The organism is Arenibacter troitsensis (assembly GCF_900177645.1).
GTDB lineage: Bacteria > Bacteroidota > Bacteroidia > Flavobacteriales > Flavobacteriaceae > Arenibacter > Arenibacter troitsensis.
Window position 1 is genome coordinate 330,601 of sequence record NZ_FXAO01000005.1, and the last position, 15,141, is coordinate 345,741.

Here is a 15,141-nt window from a genome sequence, read left to right on the forward strand (position 1 = left end):
TTTCTGATAAGTAAACAAACCTCCATGATAATTAAAAAAATAAGCCATTCTGCAAAGAATGGCTTATTTTACAACTTAAATAATGGTATTATTTTATTTTGAAAGCTTGTACTCCGGGGTAATATGCAGTACTCCCCAATTCCTCCTCTATCCTTAACAATTGGTTATACTTCGCCATCCTATCCGATCTGGAAGCGGAACCGGTTTTAATTTGACCTGTATTTAAGGCTACTGCCAAATCGGCAATGGTGTTATCTTCAGTTTCTCCAGAACGGTGGGACATCACTGACGTATATCCTGCATTTTTAGCCATATTAACAGCTGCAATGGTTTCCGTTAAAGTTCCAATCTGGTTTACCTTGATCAAGATGGAGTTGGCAATACCTTCCTTGATTCCTCTGGACAAACGCTCTACATTGGTCACAAACAAATCATCGCCCACCAACTGTACTTTATCCCCAATTTTATCGGTCAAAGCTTTCCAACCTTTCCAATCGTTCTCATCCATTCCATCTTCAATGGAAATAATTGGATATTTGGCACTTAAGTCTGCCAAATATTGAGCCTGTTCCTCAGAAGTTCTAACTACACCCTTATCGCCTTCAAATTTGGTGTAATCATACTTTCCATTCACATAAAATTCCGCTGCAGCACAATCCAAGGCGATCATTACATCGTCTCCCAATTTATATCCGGCTTTTTCAACGGCTTTGGCTATTGTATCCAATGCATCTTCGGTACCACCTGCAAGATTAGGAGCAAATCCACCTTCATCTCCTACGGCCGTACTTAGTCCCCTATCATGCAATACCTTCTTCAGGTTATGGAATATTTCCGTACCCATTTGCATGGCGTGCGAAAAATCATTAGCCTTTACCGGCATCACCATAAATTCTTGAAACGCAATTGGAGCATCTGAATGGCTACCTCCATTTATAATATTCATCATAGGCACCGGCAAGGTATTGGCACTAACACCGCCAACATACCTAAAAAGGGACAATCCCAATTCGTTTGCAGCCGCCTTGGCAACGGCCAACGAAACACCCAAAATGGCATTGGCGCCCAATTTTGATTTATTGGGCGTACCATCCAATTCTATCATGGTTTGATCAACCAAATTCTGCTCAAAAACAGACATACCCAGAATTTCCTCGGCAATTACAGTATTAACATTATTAACGGCCTTTCCTACTCCCTTACCCATGAAAGATTTTCCTCCATCACGAAGCTCAACCGCTTCATGCTCACCTGTAGAAGCTCCAGAAGGAACCGCAGCTCTTCCCATTACTCCATTTTCGGTAATTACATCTACCTCTACTGTTGGATTACCTCTTGAATCCAAAATTTGTCGTGCATGAACACTTAGGATGATACTCATATGTCTATCTTTATTTTTTAGTTAAATTATTATGCAAATATAGCAAAGGAAGTGCTTTTAACCCCACTATTATTGGCTTTAATGACCCTTTGATAACGATAAAATAAAACTATAACGTTTTAGTTTACCGTAGATTGGATCATTTCGAAAAATTGATCGAACAGATAATCCGCATCATGTGGTCCTGGACTTGCTTCAGGGTGATATTGAACAGAAAATACATTCTTATCTTTCATTTTAATCCCGGCCACCGTATTGTCATTTAAATGTAGATGCGTTATCTCCAAATCGGCATTAGCTTCAGCCTCTTCCCTGTTAATGGCAAAACCGTGATTCTGGGAAGTAATTTCCCCCTTTCCGGTAACCAAATTCATAACCGGGTGATTAATTCCCCTATGTCCGTTGTGCATCTTGTAAGTAGAAACCCCATTGGCCAATGCCAAAACTTGATGCCCCAGACATATCCCAAACAAAGGTTTGTCCGATTTAATCATCTCTTTGGCCGATGCTATTGCTTCGTGCAAAGGTTCCGGATCTCCGGGGCCATTGGAAATAAAATAGCCATCGGGGTTCCAAGAGCTCATCTCCTCGAAAGTTGCGTTGTATGGAAAAACCTTTATGTAAGCATCCCGTTTTGCCAAGTTTCGAAGTATATTTTTCTTAATTCCGATATCGAGGGCAGACACTTTATATTTTGCATCCTTATCTCCATAATAATAGGCTTCTTTGGTAGAAACTTTCGAAGAAAGCTCCAAACCTTCCATGCTTGGTACTTCCGCCAATTTCTTTTTTAACTCCTCAATATTATCCACGTCCGTAGATATTACGGCATTCATGGCACCATTATCCCTAATGTATCCCACCAAGGCCCTGGTATCCACGTCGGAAATAGCCAAAAGATTATTTTTATCCAAAAATTCCTGTAAACTTAAATCTGCATCAGGTCTGGAATAGTTATAACTAAAATTTTTACAAACCAAGCCTGAAATTTTCACAGAATCAGATTCCACTTCCTCATTATTTGCACCATAATTCCCTATATGGGCATTTGTGGTTACCATAATTTGTCCATAATAGGACGGATCTGTAAAAATTTCCTGATAACCGGTCATTCCCGTGTTAAAACAAGCCTCTCCAAAGGCAGTTCCTTCCTTGTCCCCTACAGCCTTACCGTGAAAAATGGTTCCATCGGCAAGCAACAATATTGCTTTTTTTCTTGTTTGATACTTCATTTTTTGGCGTTACAATTTTTCGTTTTGCAAAATAACATAAAAAAAGGATAAGCTTTTAGGCTTATCCTTTTACAATTATTAATATTTAATAACAATTTTACTCTTTAGCATCATCAGCTTTTTTATCAGCCTTCGGCTCTTCTACTTTTGGTTCTTCAGCCTTTGGAGCTTCAGTCTTTGGAACTTCGGCCTTTACTGTTTCTTCAACAACTGTTGTGGTATCATCTGACTTTTTGCTTCTACCCCTTCTTGTGGTTTTTTGCTTTTTAGGCTTGCCAGCGTTGTAGATTTCGTTAAAATCTACAAGCTCTATCATTGCCATATCCGCATTATCCCCAAGACGATTACCCAATTTGATAATTCTGGTATATCCTCCTGGTCTGTCGGCCACCTTTTCGGCAACACTGCCAAAAAGCTCGGTAACCGCATACTTGTCGCGAAGGCTTTTAAAAACAATACGTCTATTGTGAGTACCCTTCTCAACTGTTTGATTGTTCTCAGTTTTTGATTTGGTAATCAATGGCTCCACAAATTGCTTCAAAGCTTTTGCTTTGGCAACAGTTGTATTAATTCTCTTATGCTCTATTAATGAACAGGCCATGTTTGCCAACATAGATTTTCTATGGGCCGCCTTTCTTCCTAAATGATTAACTTTCTTACCGTGTCTCATTGTTCTTTTCTATAGTCTTTCCTGGTTTTGGTATTCCCAATTCCCTTGAAAGTTCAATTAATCTTTATCCAATTTATATTTTGACAAATCCATTCCAAAGCTCAAGCCTTTGTTGATAACCAATTCTTCCAATTCGGTCAAGGATTTTTTTCCAAAGTTTCTAAACTTCATCAAATCGTTCTTGTTAAAAGAAACCAGATCACCAAGAGTATCCACTTCAGCAGCCTTCAAACAGTTCAATGCCCTTACAGAAAGATCCATATCAACCAATTTGGTCTTCAATAGCTGACGCATATGCAATGATTCCTCATCGTAGGTCTCTGTTTGTGCAATCTCGTCCGCCTCCAAGGTAATACGCTCATCGGAGAACAGCATAAAGTGGTGTATAAGCACCTTCGCACCTTCGGTCAATGCCTCTTTAGGATGAATTGAACCATCGGTTGCGATTTCAAAAACCAATTTTTCATAATCGGTCTTTTGCTCTACACGAAAGTTTTCAATGCTGTACTTTACATTTTTGATAGGAGTAAAGATAGAATCTACGGCTATGGTACCTAGTGGTGCATTGGATTTTTTATTCTCCTCAGCAGGCACATACCCCCTACCTTTGTCTATGGTAATCTCCATGTTAATACTAACCTTGGGATCCATGTTACAAATAACCAAATCTGGGTTCAATACTTGGTAACCAGAAATAAATTTTTGAAAATCACCTGCAGTCAATTGTTCCTTTCCGCTAACAGAGATAGATACTGTTTCACTATCCACATCGTCTATCTGTCTTTTGAAACGAACTTGTTTAAGATTTAGAATGATTTCGGTAACATCTTCCACAACACCGGAAATTACAGAGAACTCATGTTCCACCTTATCAATTCTAACAGAAGTGATAGCAAAACCTTCCAAGGACGAAAGCAAAACTCTTCTTAATGCGTTCCCAACAGTTAAGCCATAACCTGGTTCCAAAGGACGAAATTCGAATTTACCTTCGAAATCGGAGGAATCAATCATTATAACTTTATCGGGCTTCTGAAAATTTAATAATGCCATAATTGGATCAGTGTTGTTTTTATTTAGAGTATAACTCGACTATTAATTGTTCTTTGATATTCTCTGGAATTTGCATTCTTTCCGGAACGGCAACAAAATTACCTTCCATTTTTTCTGAATTCCAAGTGATCCACTCGTACACACTGCTGTTTGCAGAAAGAGCGTCGTCGATCGCTTTTAAAGACTTTGATTTTTCCCTAACACCAACAACATCACCTGGCTTCAAGGTATAGGATGGTATGTTCACCAACTCTCCGTTTACCGTAATATGTCTATGTGAAACCAATTGTCTTGCTCCACTTCTAGAAGGGGAAATACCCATTCTGTAAACAACGTTGTCTAAACGGGATTCGCACAACTGAAGTAAAACCTCCCCGGTTACTCCTTTACTTCTATTTGCTTTTGCAAATATGTTTCGGAATTGTTTTTCCAAAATACCGTAAGTGTATTTTGCTTTTTGCTTCTCCATCAACTGGATAGCGTATTCAGACTTTTTACCACGACGTCTGTTATTACCGTGTTGTCCTGGAGGATAATTTCTTTTCTCAAAAGATTTATCATCTCCGAAAATTGCTTCACCGAATTTACGGGCAATCTTTGTTTTTGGTCCTGTATATCTTGCCATTTTCTTTTAGTTTGGAAACGTGATCATGAATTAAGGCTTATCCTTCGATAATCGTAACTACATCTCCTTGAAACACCCCATTGGGGCAATTGATTACTATTAATTATACTCTTCTTCTTTTTGGTGGTCTACAACCGTTGTGCGGCATTGGAGTTACATCGATAATCTCCGTAACCTCAATTCCTGAGTTATGTATGGAACGAATAGCAGATTCCCTACCATTTCCTGGTCCTTTTACATACACCTTTACTTTTCTTAAACCAGCTTCATGAGCAACTTTAGCACAATCCTCAGAAGCTATTTGAGCTGCATAAGGAGTGTTCTTTTTAGAACCCCTGAAACCCATTTTACCTGCTGAAGACCAAGAAATTACATCACCCTTCTTATTGGTTAAAGAAATAATAATATTATTAAAAGAAGCAGTAACATGGGCTTCGCCCACAGACTCTACTATAACTTTACGCTTCTTTGCCGCTTTTGCATTTGCCTTTGCCATAATATCCTAATTATTATTTAGTTGCCTTCTTCTTGTTAGCAACTGTTTTTCTCTTACCTTTTCTAGTCCTAGAGTTGTTTTTGGTACGCTGACCCCTTAAAGGCAGACCAGATCTATGGCGAATACCCCTATAACAACCTATATCCATTAAACGCTTAATGTTCAATTGGTTTTCAGAACGCAATTCCCCTTCTATCGTCAAAGAAGAAACTGCCTCACGAATACGACCAATCTCATCATCGTTCCAGTCAGATACTTTGGTATCCTCACTTACTTGGGCAGTCGATAAAATCTCCTTTGCCCTACTTTTTCCTATACCAAAGATATAGGTTAGGGCTATTACCCCTCTTTTCTGTTTTGGTATGTCTACACCTGCAATTCTTGCCATAATTACCCTTGTCTTTGTTTAAATCTAGGATTCTTTTTATTAATTACGTACAATCTGCCTTTTCTACGCACAATCTTGCACTCGGCACTTCTCTTCTTTATTGATGCTCTAACTTTCATCCTATTTGCTTAATATCTATATGTAATTCTTGCTTTACTTAAATCGTAAGGGCTCATTTCGAGCTTAACCTTATCCCCTGGAAGCAACTTAATGTAATGCATACGCATTTTTCCAGAGATATGCGCCGTTACCACGTGACCGTTTTCCAACTCCACGCGAAACATGGCATTTGACAATGCCTCAATTATGCTTCCATCTTGCTCTATTGCTGATTGTTTAGCCATAATCTATGCTACCTTTCTATTTTTACCTGATTTCATCAAACCGTCGTAATGTCTGTTCAACAAATAAGAATTTACTTGTTGTACCGTATCGATGGCCACACCTACCATAATCAACAATGAAGTTCCACCGTAAAACAAAGCCCAACCTGCCTGTACATCCATAATCTTTACGATTACTGCCGGCAATACTGCCAACAAAGCAAGGAAAACAGATCCGGGTAATGTAATCAATGACATAATCTTATCCAAATAATCCCCAGTTTCCTTTCCTGGTCTAATTCCTGGGATAAAACCACCACTTCTTTTTAAATCATCGGCCATTTTATTGGTAGGTACCGTAATCGCCGTATAAAAATAGGTGAATACAATAATCAAGAACCCGAACAAAAGATTGTAGGCCAATCCAAATATATCTTGGAACTGAACTTCCATCCATTGTCCTACAGCAGTATTGTTAAAGGTCTTTCCCAACAACCCGGGAGCAAACATAATAGCTTGGGCAAATATAATGGGCATTACTCCAGAGGCATTCAATTTTAAAGGAATATACTGTCTAGATCCCATGATATTCTTTTCATACCCACCAGAAGCAGTTCTTCTTGCATACTGCACTGGAATCTGACGAGTAGCCATTACCAACAGTACACAAAGCAAAATCACGATAAACCAAATAATAACTTCAATAAGCATGAACATAAGTCCACCGTTATTATTGGCAGTCCTAGAGATAAACTCCTGTACAAAATTCTGTGGCATAGTAGCTATAATACCGATCATGATCAGAAGGGAAATTCCATTTCCAATACCTTTATCGGTAATTTTTTCACCCAACCACATAGCAAAAATAGTACCTGCAACCAAAATTATTACAGAAGGGATCACAAAATCAAGACCCTTACCAAATACAAAGGCACTATCCGGAACACCCAAAGCCCCTAGACTGTACAAGTACGCCGGAGCCTGAACAATACAGATACCAATGGTAAGCCATCTAGTAATTTGATTGATCGTCTTTCTACCGCTCTCACCTTCCTTTTGCAACTTTTGAAGATAAGGAATGGCTATTCCCATCAACTGCACCACAATGGAAGCGGAGATATAAGGCATAATTCCCAATGCAAATACCGAGGCATTGGATAATGCTCCACCGGTAAAGGCATTTAAAATACCCAAAATACCACTATCGGTACTGGACGCCAAACCAGCTAACTGGGTAGAATCAATACCTGGAAGAACTACCTGGGCACCAAAACGATACACCAAAAGCAAACCAAGGGTAACGATAATCCTACCCTTTAGTTCTTCAATCTTCCAAATATTTGATAATGTCTCGAAAAATTTCTTCATAGTATTCTTTGCTTATAAACTTATAGCCTCACCACCTGCAGCCTCGATTGCGGCCTTTGCGGTAGCTGTAAATTTATGTACAGAAACTTTTAGGGAAGCCTTAAGCTCTCCATTGCCAAGAATCTTAACCAAATCATTTTTGCCAACCAATCCATTTTCTACAAGCGTATCCAAAGTAACCGTATCCTTAATGGCTCCCTTATCTACCAATTCCTGTAATTTTTCTAGATTGATCCCAGCGTAATCCTTTCTATTGACATTTGTAAAACCAAATTTTGGCACACGTCTCTGCAATGGCATTTGTCCACCTTCGAAACCAATTTTCTTAGAATAACCAGACCTGGATTTAGCACCTTTATGCCCTCTGGTAGCAGTACCTCCCTTACCGGAACCCTGACCTCTACCTACGACTTTACCGGCTTTTTGAACGGCACCATCCGCTGGTTTTAAATTACTTAAATTCATAACACTAAAATTATATTAAGCCTCCTCTGTGGAAACTAAGTGTTTAACTTTATTTATCATTCCAAGAATATTTGAGGTAGCATCATGTTCTACCACCTGTCCTATTCTACGTAAACCAAGAGCCTCTAATGTTCTCTTTTGATTTTGAGCTCTTTTAATACTGCTCTTTACCTGTTTTACTTTAATCTTTCCCATTATATTCTTGGTTTTATCCTTTAAAAACTTTTTCTAAAGAAATACCTCTTTGGTTTGCAACTGTCTTTGCCCCTCTAAGTTGTAAAAGCGCATCAAAAGTAGCTTTTACTACGTTATGAGGGTTGGAAGAGCCCTGTGATTTAGACAATACATCATGAACACCTACTGCCTCCAATACTGCCCTAACGGCACCACCTGCAATTACTCCGGTACCGTGCGATGCAGGCTGGATATAAACCCTAGCTCCACCGAATTTCCCTTTTTGTTCATGTGGCAAAGTACCTTTGTTCAATGGAATTCTAATAAGATTCTTTTTAGCATCCTCAATAGCCTTGGCAATTGCCGTAGCAACTTCCTTAGACTTACCTAGACCGTGACCTACAACACCATTTTCATCACCTACAACAACTATAGCGGAGAAACCGAACGCTCTACCACCTTTAGTAACTTTGGTAACACGTTGTACCCCAACCAATCTATCTTTTAATTCTAAACCTCCCGGCTTAACAGTCTCTACGTTTTTGTATTTCTGATACATAATATTATTAGAATTTTAATCCTGCTTCCCTAGCGCCATCGGCTAATGATTTTACTCTTCCATGGTATAAGTTACCACCTCTATCAAAAGCAACAGCCTCTATTCCAGCTTCCTTTGCCTTTTCGGCAATAGCCTTACCAACTAGGTTAGCCACTTCTGTTTTAGTCCCTTTAGCCTTGGCCAACTCCTTATCCCTTGAGGAAGCAGCCACCAAAGTTGTTCCAGCCACATCATCAATAATTTGAGCGTATATCCCTGTATTGCTTCTAAAAACAGCAAGCCTTGGCCTCTCTGCAGTACCTGAGGATATTTTTCTAATCCTCCTTCTGATACGTAGTCTTCTTTCAGTCTTCGTTAATCCCATAATGCTAATTATTAAGCCGATTTACCAGCTTTTCTTCTTAATTGTTCACCAACGAACTTAATTCCTTTTCCTTTGTAAGGCTCTGGCTTACGGAAAGATCTAATTTTAGCGGCGATCTGCCCCACTAATTGCTTATCATGCGAACTTAGCTTTATAATTGGATTCTTTCCTTTTTCGGATACGGTCTCCACTTTTACCTCTGAAGCCAAATCCAAAACAATATTGTGCGAAAATCCTAAAGCTAGATCCAATGTTTGTCCTTGATTGCTGGCACGATATCCTACACCTACCAACTCCAATTCCTTAACCCATCCTTTAGAAACTCCTTGGACCATATTAAAGATCAAAGATCTGTAAAGACCATGTTTTGCTTTATGCTCCTTGGAATCTGAAGGCCTTGTAACAAATACTTGACCGTCTTCAACCTTAACAGCAGCACCAGAAAATTCTTGGGAAAGTTCTCCCAGCTTACCTTTTACAGTAATAACATCTTCCTTAACCTCTACGGTTACTCCTTCTGGAATTGCTATTGGATTATTACCTGTTCTAGACATCTTTCTTAATCTTTATAGTATTAATAAACATAACATAATACTTCCCCACCTGCATTCTCAAGCTTTGCCTGTTTGCTGGTCATTACACCATGGGAAGTAGAAATAATAGCAATACCAAGACCATTTAATACTCTTGGTAACTCTGATGAGCTAGCATATTTTCTAAGTCCTGGTGTACTAACTCGCTTAATCTTCTTTATAACCGGCTCTTTTGTGAACTTGTCATACTTCAAGGCTATTTTAATAGTCCCCTGAACCGCATTATCTTCAAATTTGTAGCTTAAAATATATCCTTGATCGAATAATATTTTAGTAATTTCTTTCTTTAAATTAGATGCAGGAATCTCAACCACCCTGTGGCCGGCGCTACTTGCATTTCTAATTCTAGTTAAATAATCCGCGATTGGATCTGTAAACATAATTATTGATTTACGGTAACGGTTTTTAACAGTATTGTTAAACCTGAAACCAGTTTATACTCTTTAAATTACCAGCTAGCTTTTCTAACCCCTGGTATAAGGCCATTATTGGCCATTTCCCTAAAAGTAACCCTAGATATACCAAAAGTTCTCATGTAACCCCTTGGTCTTCCAGTTAATTTACAGCGGTTGTGCAAACGCACAGGGGAAGCATTTTTTGGCAATTTTTGTAATGCCTCATAATCACCAGCCTCTTTTAAGGCTTTTCTTTTCTCGGCATATTTAGCTACCATCTTTTCTCTCTTGACCTCACGGGCCTTCATGGATTCTTTAGCCATACTAATTCTTTTTAAAAGGTAGTCCTAATTCGGTTAATAATGATTTAGCTTCTTTATCTGTCTCGGCAGAGGTTACAAATGTAATATCCATACCATTGATTCTGTTAATTTTATCAATGTTTATTTCAGGAAATATAATTTGTTCCGTAATACCAAGATTATAATTTCCCCTTCCATCAAAACCAGTAGCCTTAATTCCTTGGAAATCCCTTACCCTTGGCAATGCAGTTGTAACCAATCTATCCAAGAATTCGTACATTCTCTCTCCGCGTAAGGTTACTTTTGCCCCAATTGGCATTCCTTTACGTAATTTAAATGCAGCAACATCCTTTTTAGACATCGTTGAAATTGCTTTTTGGCCAGTGATATTGGTCAACTCATCAACAGCATGGTCAATAAGCTTCTTATCCGCTACAGCGGCACCAACACCTCTACTAACAACAATTTTTTCTAATTTAGGAACCTGCATTACATTCTTGTAACCAAACTCCTCCCTAAGAGCCTTAATAACTCTTTCTTTATATTCCTGTTTTAATCTTGGAACGTAAGCCATAACTAAATTACTTCTTTAGATTTCTTCGCAAATCTTACTTTCTTACCGTCTCTTACCTCAAATCCAACTCTAGTGGTCTCTCCAGATTTTGGATCGATCAAAGACAGATTGGATATCTGTAAGGGAGCCTCTTTCTTAACAATCCCACCTTGAGGATTGCTAGCACTTGGCTTTTCGTGTTTGGACACCATATTGGCACCTTCAACGATCGCCTTGTTTTTTTCACGGTCTACACTTACAACCTTACCTTCTACCCCTTTGTGGTCTCCGGCAATAATTCTAACAGTATCCCCTGTTTTGATTTTTAATTTTCCCATTTTGCTATATTTATTAAAGCACCTCTGGAGCCAATGATACAATTTTCATGAACTGCTTATCACGAAGTTCCCTGGCCACTGGTCCAAAAACACGTGTTCCCCTCATTTCCCCGGTTGGGTTCAAAAGTACACATGCATTATCATCGAAACGAATATAAGAACCATCAGGTCTTCTAACTTCTTTCTTTGTTCTTACAACAACTGCTGTGGAAACTGCACCTTTCTTAACAGCTCCGTTAGGCGTAGCTTCCTTAACGGCAACTACTATTTTATCCCCAACAGAAGCATATCTTCTTTTTGTACCTCCCAACACACGAATGGTCAAAACTTCTTTTGCACCCGTATTGTCCGCTACTTTTAGTCTAGATTCTTGCTGTAACATAATTATTTAGCTCTTTCAATGATTTCCACTAACCTCCAACATTTGGTTTTACTCAATGGACGTGTCTCCATGATCTTAACAGTATCGCCAATATTGCAATCGTTCTTTTCATCGTGCGCAACATATTTCTTAGTTTTCAACACGAACTTACCGTACATAGGGTGCTTAACACGTTTAACTTCTGAAACCACTACTGATTTCTCCATTTTGTTGCTAGTTACAACGCCTATTCTCTCTTTTCTTAAATTCCTTTTTTCCATAAAGCAGAACCAATTATTGTAATTCCCTTTTAGTTAATTCAGTTGCCAATCTTGCCACAGTTCTTCTTACCTTTCTGATAAGTAAAGGGTTTTCCAATGGTGTCACAGAATGGGCCAATTTTAAATCGGAATACTGCTTTTTAAATTCAGCACTCTTTTCCTTTAACCCCTCAACTGATAATTCTTTTATTTCTGATTGTTTCATGATTCCTTGCAATTATATTAAGCAGAATAGTCCCTAGCAATAATAAATTTAGTTCTTACTGGTAGTTTCTGTGCCGCAAGACGTAAAGCCTCTTTTGCAATATCAAGAGACACACCGGCAACCTCGAACATAACCCTTCCTGGCAATACTACAGCTACAAAATATTCTGGAGCACCTTTACCTTTACCCATACGAACCTCTAAAGGTTTCTTGGTGATAGGCTTGTCCGGAAATATTTTTATCCATAATTGGCCTTCTCTTTTCATGTACCTAGTTGCCGCAATACGAGCTGCTTCTATTTGGCGCGATGTTATAAAAGAGGTATCCATTGATTTAATACCAAACATACCGTTTGAAAGTTGATGTCCCCTTCCAGAGATCCCTTTCATACGACCTTTCTGCATTTTGCGGAACTTAGTTCTTTTTGGCTGTAACATTTCTTTACTTCTTTAAAAAATTACTTTCTACGACGTTGTTTCTTCGGTCCTTCCTGCTTTCCACCTTTTCCCTGAGACTGGCTTTTTGCCATACCTACCAATGGGGAAAGTTCTCTTTTGCCGTAAACCTCACCTTTCATGATCCACACTTTTATACCCAATCTTCCATAGGTTGTATGTGCTTCATGCAAAGCATAATCTATATCGGCCCTAAAAGTAGACAATGGAATCCTACCATCTTTATAAGATTCGGATCTTGCCATTTCAGCTCCGTTCAAACGTCCAGATATCTGAATTTTAATTCCTTCAGCGTTCATTCTCATGGCCGCTGCAATTGCCATTTTTATAGCCCTTCTAAAAGAAATTCTACTTTCTATTTGTCGCGCTACACTGGCAGCAACAAGGTTAGCGTCCAATTCAGGTCTTTTTATCTCAAAAATATTGATCTGAACTTCCTTGTCCGTAATCTTCTTAAGCTCTTCCTTTAATTTGTCTACTTCCTGACCACCTTTACCAATGATAATACCTGGCCTTGCAGTGGTAATGGTTACCGTAATCAACTTAAGAGTACGCTCAATAATAATTCTAGACACACTTGCTTTTGCCAAACGTGCATGAACATATTTTCTGATCTTATCGTCTTCGGCAAGTTTATCACCATAATCGTTTCCACCGTACCAGTTAGATTCCCATCCTCTGATAATTCCTAGACGATTTCCGATTGGATTTGTTTTCTGTCCCATACTAAATGCTCTAGCTTTGTGTGTTATTGTTAGATCCCAAAACCAAGGTAACGTGGTTGGAACGTTTTCTAATTCTATGTGCTCTTCCCTGTGGGGCAGGACGTAGTCTTTTCAACATACTTCCTCCATCCACTCTAATTTCCTTAACAAAAAGTTCAGCATCCTCAACACTGGCGTCCTCATTCTTGGATTGCCAGTTAGCAATTGCAGAAAGCAATAACTTCTCCAATCTACGAGATGATTCCTTTTGGTTGAATTTCAAAATAGCAAGCGCCTTCTCTACTTTTACACCTCTAACCAAATCCGCAACCAAGCGCATTTTTCTAGGGGACGTAGGGCAATTATTTAACTTTGCAAACGCTATTTGCTGCTTTTCAGCCTTAATTCTTTCGGCCATTTGTTTTTTACGAACTCCCATAGCTTACTTTTTTCCTTTATTTTTTGCTCCAGCGTGACCCCTAAAAGATCGTGTTGGAGAAAATTCACCTAATTTGTGACCCACCATGTTCTCTGTTACAAAAACAGGTACAAATTGCTTTCCATTGTGAACCGCTATTGTCTGACCTACAAAATCAGGAGTAATCATAGAAGCTCTAGACCATGTCTTAATGACTGCCTTTTTACCAGATTCAACATTTTGTTGGACTTTTTTATCCAAACTATAGTGAACGTAAGGTCCTTTCTTTAATGAACGTGCCATTTCTTTCTACTTTTTATTTCTTTCTACGTTCTAAAATATACTTGTTGGTACTCTTGGTCTTGGAACGGGTCCTGTATCCTTTTGCAGGAATTCCATTTCTAGATCTAGGATGACCTCCAGAAGCCCTACCTTCTCCACCACCCATGGGGTGATCAACAGGGTTCATAGCTACTGGTCTTGTTCTTGGCCTTCTTCCCAACCATCTACTTCTACCGGCCTTACCTGACACCAATAACTGATGATCAGAGTTGGATACCGCACCTATAGTGGCCAAACAATCCGCTAAAACCAATCTGGTTTCACCTGATGGCAATTTAATGGTAACAAACTTACCTTCCTTTGCCATTAACTGGGCAAATGTACCAGCACTTCTGGCCATTACCGCTCCTTGTCCAGGACGCAACTCAATTCCTGAAATGATAGTACCCAAAGGTATTTCACTCAAAGGAAGTGCATTCCCAATTTCTGGAGCAACCCCGCTACCTGAAGATACTTCCTGCCCTACTTGCAATCCGTTTGGAGCAATTACATATCTCTTTTCGCCATCGGTATATTCCAATAATGCTATAAAAGCTGTTCTGTTTGGATCGTACTGAATTGATTCAACGGTCGCAGCAACACCTTGCTTATCCCTTTTGAAATCGATAACACGATACCTTCTCTTATGACCTCCACCTTTCTGGCGCATGGTCATTTTTCCTTGACTGTTTCTACCTCCCGACTTTTTTAACGGAGCAAGCAAGCTTTTTTCCGGCTTATCAGTAGTAATGGCGTCAAATCCGTTTACTACTCTAAAACGCTGCCCAGGAGTGATTGGTTTTAATTTTCTAACTGACATTTTTTGTCTTTATAGATTACTGTAAAAATCAATAATATCTCCTTCTGCTACATCAACAATGGCTTTTTTGAAACCACTTGTCTTTCCGTGCTGCACACCTGTTTTAGTGTAACGCGACTTGCGCGAAGGACCATAATTCATTGTTCGAACTTTATCGACAGAAACACCATAAGTTGCTTCCACTGCTTCCTTAATCTGGATCTTGTTGGCTTTTGGGTCAACAAAAAAACCATAACGATTGTGCAACTCGCTATCAGCAGTCATTTTTTCCGTAATAATTGGCTTTATCAACACACTCAT

General features: G+C 39.0%; 28 protein-coding genes. All 28 read right to left on the reverse strand.

Translation table 11 applies throughout. From position 1 onward, the window contains the following. Window positions 1-88: 88 nt before the first annotated feature. On the reverse strand, window positions 89-1,381 hold the full coding sequence (gene eno / locus B9Y87_RS13305; RefSeq protein WP_085499480.1) for a phosphopyruvate hydratase: 1,293 nt from the start codon (window positions 1,379-1,381) through the stop codon (window positions 89-91). Between the two features lie 119 nt (window positions 1,382-1,500). Continuing rightward, a complete protein-coding gene (gene carA / locus B9Y87_RS13310; protein ID WP_085499481.1) occupies window positions 1,501-2,613 on the reverse strand; it encodes a glutamine-hydrolyzing carbamoyl-phosphate synthase small subunit in 1,113 nt (370 codons plus the stop codon). Window positions 2,614-2,710: 97 nt separating this feature from the next. Next, a complete protein-coding gene (gene rplQ / locus B9Y87_RS13315) occupies window positions 2,711-3,283 on the reverse strand; it encodes a 50S ribosomal protein L17 (protein ID WP_085499482.1) in 573 nt (190 codons plus the stop codon). Window positions 3,284-3,340: 57 nt separating this feature from the next. Continuing rightward, window positions 3,341-4,333, reverse strand: a complete 993-nt coding sequence (locus tag B9Y87_RS13320; protein WP_031445092.1) for a DNA-directed RNA polymerase subunit alpha — start codon at window positions 4,331-4,333, stop codon at window positions 3,341-3,343. 19 nt (window positions 4,334-4,352) lie between these two features. Next, a complete protein-coding gene (gene rpsD / locus B9Y87_RS13325; RefSeq protein WP_085499483.1) occupies window positions 4,353-4,958 on the reverse strand; it encodes a 30S ribosomal protein S4 in 606 nt (201 codons plus the stop codon). A gap of 103 nt (window positions 4,959-5,061) precedes the next feature. Next, window positions 5,062-5,454 carry a 30S ribosomal protein S11 gene (gene rpsK, locus B9Y87_RS13330; protein WP_031445094.1) on the reverse strand — a complete coding sequence of 131 codons (393 nt, stop codon included), beginning with the start codon at window positions 5,452-5,454 and terminating at the stop codon, window positions 5,062-5,064. Window positions 5,455-5,467: 13 nt separating this feature from the next. Beyond that, window positions 5,468-5,842, reverse strand: coding sequence for a 30S ribosomal protein S13 (gene rpsM, locus B9Y87_RS13335; RefSeq protein ID WP_031445095.1), 375 nt, complete (start codon window positions 5,840-5,842; stop codon window positions 5,468-5,470). 2 nt (window positions 5,843-5,844) lie between these two features. Further along, window positions 5,845-5,961 (reverse strand): type B 50S ribosomal protein L36, encoded by a 117-nt coding sequence (gene ykgO / locus B9Y87_RS13340; RefSeq protein WP_013621733.1) that lies wholly within the window; start codon window positions 5,959-5,961, stop codon window positions 5,845-5,847. A gap of 9 nt (window positions 5,962-5,970) precedes the next feature. Further along, window positions 5,971-6,186, reverse strand: a complete 216-nt coding sequence (gene infA, locus B9Y87_RS13345) for a translation initiation factor IF-1 (protein ID WP_013549436.1) — start codon at window positions 6,184-6,186, stop codon at window positions 5,971-5,973. A 3-nt stretch (window positions 6,187-6,189) separates the two neighbouring features. After that, window positions 6,190-7,533, reverse strand: coding sequence for a preprotein translocase subunit SecY (secY, locus tag B9Y87_RS13350; RefSeq protein ID WP_085499484.1), 1,344 nt, complete (start codon window positions 7,531-7,533; stop codon window positions 6,190-6,192). Window positions 7,534-7,545: 12 nt separating this feature from the next. Further along, complete coding sequence (gene rplO / locus B9Y87_RS13355) at window positions 7,546-7,998, reverse strand: 50S ribosomal protein L15 (protein ID WP_085499485.1); 453 nt, start codon at window positions 7,996-7,998, stop codon at window positions 7,546-7,548. A 15-nt stretch (window positions 7,999-8,013) separates the two neighbouring features. Further along, a complete protein-coding gene (gene rpmD, locus B9Y87_RS13360; RefSeq protein ID WP_072865343.1) occupies window positions 8,014-8,193 on the reverse strand; it encodes a 50S ribosomal protein L30 in 180 nt (59 codons plus the stop codon). A gap of 13 nt (window positions 8,194-8,206) precedes the next feature. Next, a complete protein-coding gene (rpsE, locus tag B9Y87_RS13365; RefSeq protein WP_031445099.1) occupies window positions 8,207-8,731 on the reverse strand; it encodes a 30S ribosomal protein S5 in 525 nt (174 codons plus the stop codon). A gap of 7 nt (window positions 8,732-8,738) precedes the next feature. Continuing rightward, complete coding sequence (gene rplR / locus B9Y87_RS13370) at window positions 8,739-9,095, reverse strand: 50S ribosomal protein L18 (RefSeq protein ID WP_085499486.1); 357 nt, start codon at window positions 9,093-9,095, stop codon at window positions 8,739-8,741. 11 nt (window positions 9,096-9,106) lie between these two features. Beyond that, window positions 9,107-9,649 carry a 50S ribosomal protein L6 gene (gene rplF, locus B9Y87_RS13375; protein WP_072865345.1) on the reverse strand — a complete coding sequence of 181 codons (543 nt, stop codon included), beginning with the start codon at window positions 9,647-9,649 and terminating at the stop codon, window positions 9,107-9,109. 20 nt (window positions 9,650-9,669) lie between these two features. Beyond that, entirely contained in the window at window positions 9,670-10,068 is a 399-nt protein-coding gene (gene rpsH, locus B9Y87_RS13380) for a 30S ribosomal protein S8 (RefSeq protein WP_072865346.1), read from the reverse strand. A gap of 68 nt (window positions 10,069-10,136) precedes the next feature. Further along, on the reverse strand, window positions 10,137-10,406 hold the full coding sequence (gene rpsN / locus B9Y87_RS13385) for a 30S ribosomal protein S14 (RefSeq protein ID WP_031445103.1): 270 nt from the start codon (window positions 10,404-10,406) through the stop codon (window positions 10,137-10,139). Between the two features lies 1 nt (window position 10,407). Then, window positions 10,408-10,959 carry a 50S ribosomal protein L5 gene (rplE, locus tag B9Y87_RS13390; RefSeq protein ID WP_031445104.1) on the reverse strand — a complete coding sequence of 184 codons (552 nt, stop codon included), beginning with the start codon at window positions 10,957-10,959 and terminating at the stop codon, window positions 10,408-10,410. Window positions 10,960-10,961: 2 nt separating this feature from the next. Next, window positions 10,962-11,276, reverse strand: a complete 315-nt coding sequence (rplX, locus tag B9Y87_RS13395) for a 50S ribosomal protein L24 (protein ID WP_072865348.1) — start codon at window positions 11,274-11,276, stop codon at window positions 10,962-10,964. A gap of 13 nt (window positions 11,277-11,289) precedes the next feature. Next, on the reverse strand, window positions 11,290-11,658 hold the full coding sequence (rplN, locus tag B9Y87_RS13400) for a 50S ribosomal protein L14 (protein WP_031445106.1): 369 nt from the start codon (window positions 11,656-11,658) through the stop codon (window positions 11,290-11,292). 2 nt (window positions 11,659-11,660) lie between these two features. Next, the gene (gene rpsQ / locus B9Y87_RS13405) at window positions 11,661-11,918 is read right to left on the reverse strand and encodes a 30S ribosomal protein S17 (protein ID WP_031445107.1); all 258 of its coding nucleotides are present in this window, start codon (window positions 11,916-11,918) and stop codon (window positions 11,661-11,663) included. 13 nt (window positions 11,919-11,931) lie between these two features. Then, window positions 11,932-12,123, reverse strand: a complete 192-nt coding sequence (gene rpmC / locus B9Y87_RS13410; protein ID WP_031445108.1) for a 50S ribosomal protein L29 — start codon at window positions 12,121-12,123, stop codon at window positions 11,932-11,934. A gap of 17 nt (window positions 12,124-12,140) precedes the next feature. Continuing rightward, window positions 12,141-12,560 carry a 50S ribosomal protein L16 gene (gene rplP / locus B9Y87_RS13415; protein WP_072865349.1) on the reverse strand — a complete coding sequence of 140 codons (420 nt, stop codon included), beginning with the start codon at window positions 12,558-12,560 and terminating at the stop codon, window positions 12,141-12,143. Window positions 12,561-12,580: 20 nt separating this feature from the next. Further along, entirely contained in the window at window positions 12,581-13,303 is a 723-nt protein-coding gene (gene rpsC, locus B9Y87_RS13420; protein ID WP_072865350.1) for a 30S ribosomal protein S3, read from the reverse strand. 10 nt (window positions 13,304-13,313) lie between these two features. Next, complete coding sequence (gene rplV / locus B9Y87_RS13425) at window positions 13,314-13,721, reverse strand: 50S ribosomal protein L22 (RefSeq protein WP_031445111.1); 408 nt, start codon at window positions 13,719-13,721, stop codon at window positions 13,314-13,316. Window positions 13,722-13,724: 3 nt separating this feature from the next. Beyond that, on the reverse strand, window positions 13,725-14,003 hold the full coding sequence (gene rpsS, locus B9Y87_RS13430) for a 30S ribosomal protein S19 (RefSeq protein WP_026810026.1): 279 nt from the start codon (window positions 14,001-14,003) through the stop codon (window positions 13,725-13,727). Window positions 14,004-14,016: 13 nt separating this feature from the next. Next, window positions 14,017-14,841 carry a 50S ribosomal protein L2 gene (gene rplB / locus B9Y87_RS13435; protein WP_085499487.1) on the reverse strand — a complete coding sequence of 275 codons (825 nt, stop codon included), beginning with the start codon at window positions 14,839-14,841 and terminating at the stop codon, window positions 14,017-14,019. Between the two features lie 9 nt (window positions 14,842-14,850). Further along, window positions 14,851-15,141, reverse strand: a complete 291-nt coding sequence (gene rplW / locus B9Y87_RS13440; protein ID WP_031445113.1) for a 50S ribosomal protein L23 — start codon at window positions 15,139-15,141, stop codon at window positions 14,851-14,853.

Coding starts and splice junctions, on each gene's coding strand:
- eno (WP_085499480.1), bottom strand. CDS start 1,381: ATGAGTATCATCCTAAGTGTTCATGCACGACAAATTTTGGATTCAAGA.
- carA (WP_085499481.1), bottom strand. CDS start 2,613: ATGAAGTATCAAACAAGAAAAAAAGCAATATTGTTGCTTGCCGATGGA.
- rplQ (WP_085499482.1), bottom strand. CDS start 3,283: ATGAGACACGGTAAGAAAGTTAATCATTTAGGAAGAAAGGCGGCCCAT.
- B9Y87_RS13320 (WP_031445092.1), bottom strand. CDS start 4,333: ATGGCATTATTAAATTTTCAGAAGCCCGATAAAGTTATAATGATTGAT.
- rpsD (WP_085499483.1), bottom strand. CDS start 4,958: ATGGCAAGATATACAGGACCAAAAACAAAGATTGCCCGTAAATTCGGT.
- rpsK (WP_031445094.1), bottom strand. CDS start 5,454: ATGGCAAAGGCAAATGCAAAAGCGGCAAAGAAGCGTAAAGTTATAGTA.
- rpsM (WP_031445095.1), bottom strand. CDS start 5,842: ATGGCAAGAATTGCAGGTGTAGACATACCAAAACAGAAAAGAGGGGTA.
- ykgO (WP_013621733.1), bottom strand. CDS start 5,961: ATGAAAGTTAGAGCATCAATAAAGAAGAGAAGTGCCGAGTGCAAGATT.
- infA (WP_013549436.1), bottom strand. CDS start 6,186: ATGGCTAAACAATCAGCAATAGAGCAAGATGGAAGCATAATTGAGGCA.
- secY (WP_085499484.1), bottom strand. CDS start 7,533: ATGAAGAAATTTTTCGAGACATTATCAAATATTTGGAAGATTGAAGAA.
- rplO (WP_085499485.1), bottom strand. CDS start 7,998: ATGAATTTAAGTAATTTAAAACCAGCGGATGGTGCCGTTCAAAAAGCC.
- rpmD (WP_072865343.1), bottom strand. CDS start 8,193: ATGGGAAAGATTAAAGTAAAACAGGTAAAGAGCAGTATTAAAAGAGCT.
- rpsE (WP_031445099.1), bottom strand. CDS start 8,731: ATGTATCAGAAATACAAAAACGTAGAGACTGTTAAGCCGGGAGGTTTA.
- rplR (WP_085499486.1), bottom strand. CDS start 9,095: ATGGGATTAACGAAGACTGAAAGAAGACTACGTATCAGAAGGAGGATT.
- rplF (WP_072865345.1), bottom strand. CDS start 9,649: ATGTCTAGAACAGGTAATAATCCAATAGCAATTCCAGAAGGAGTAACC.
- rpsH (WP_072865346.1), bottom strand. CDS start 10,068: ATGTTTACAGATCCAATCGCGGATTATTTAACTAGAATTAGAAATGCA.
- rpsN (WP_031445103.1), bottom strand. CDS start 10,406: ATGGCTAAAGAATCCATGAAGGCCCGTGAGGTCAAGAGAGAAAAGATG.
- rplE (WP_031445104.1), bottom strand. CDS start 10,959: ATGGCTTACGTTCCAAGATTAAAACAGGAATATAAAGAAAGAGTTATT.
- rplX (WP_072865348.1), bottom strand. CDS start 11,276: ATGGGAAAATTAAAAATCAAAACAGGGGATACTGTTAGAATTATTGCC.
- rplN (WP_031445106.1), bottom strand. CDS start 11,658: ATGTTACAGCAAGAATCTAGACTAAAAGTAGCGGACAATACGGGTGCA.
- rpsQ (WP_031445107.1), bottom strand. CDS start 11,918: ATGGAAAAAAGGAATTTAAGAAAAGAGAGAATAGGCGTTGTAACTAGC.
- rpmC (WP_031445108.1), bottom strand. CDS start 12,123: ATGAAACAATCAGAAATAAAAGAATTATCAGTTGAGGGGTTAAAGGAA.
- rplP (WP_072865349.1), bottom strand. CDS start 12,560: ATGTTACAGCCAAAAAGAACTAAGTTCCGCAAAATGCAGAAAGGTCGT.
- rpsC (WP_072865350.1), bottom strand. CDS start 13,303: ATGGGACAGAAAACAAATCCAATCGGAAATCGTCTAGGAATTATCAGA.
- rplV (WP_031445111.1), bottom strand. CDS start 13,721: ATGGGAGTTCGTAAAAAACAAATGGCCGAAAGAATTAAGGCTGAAAAG.
- rpsS (WP_026810026.1), bottom strand. CDS start 14,003: ATGGCACGTTCATTAAAGAAAGGACCTTACGTTCACTATAGTTTGGAT.
- rplB (WP_085499487.1), bottom strand. CDS start 14,841: ATGTCAGTTAGAAAATTAAAACCAATCACTCCTGGGCAGCGTTTTAGA.
- rplW (WP_031445113.1), bottom strand. CDS start 15,141: ATGAGTGTGTTGATAAAGCCAATTATTACGGAAAAAATGACTGCTGAT.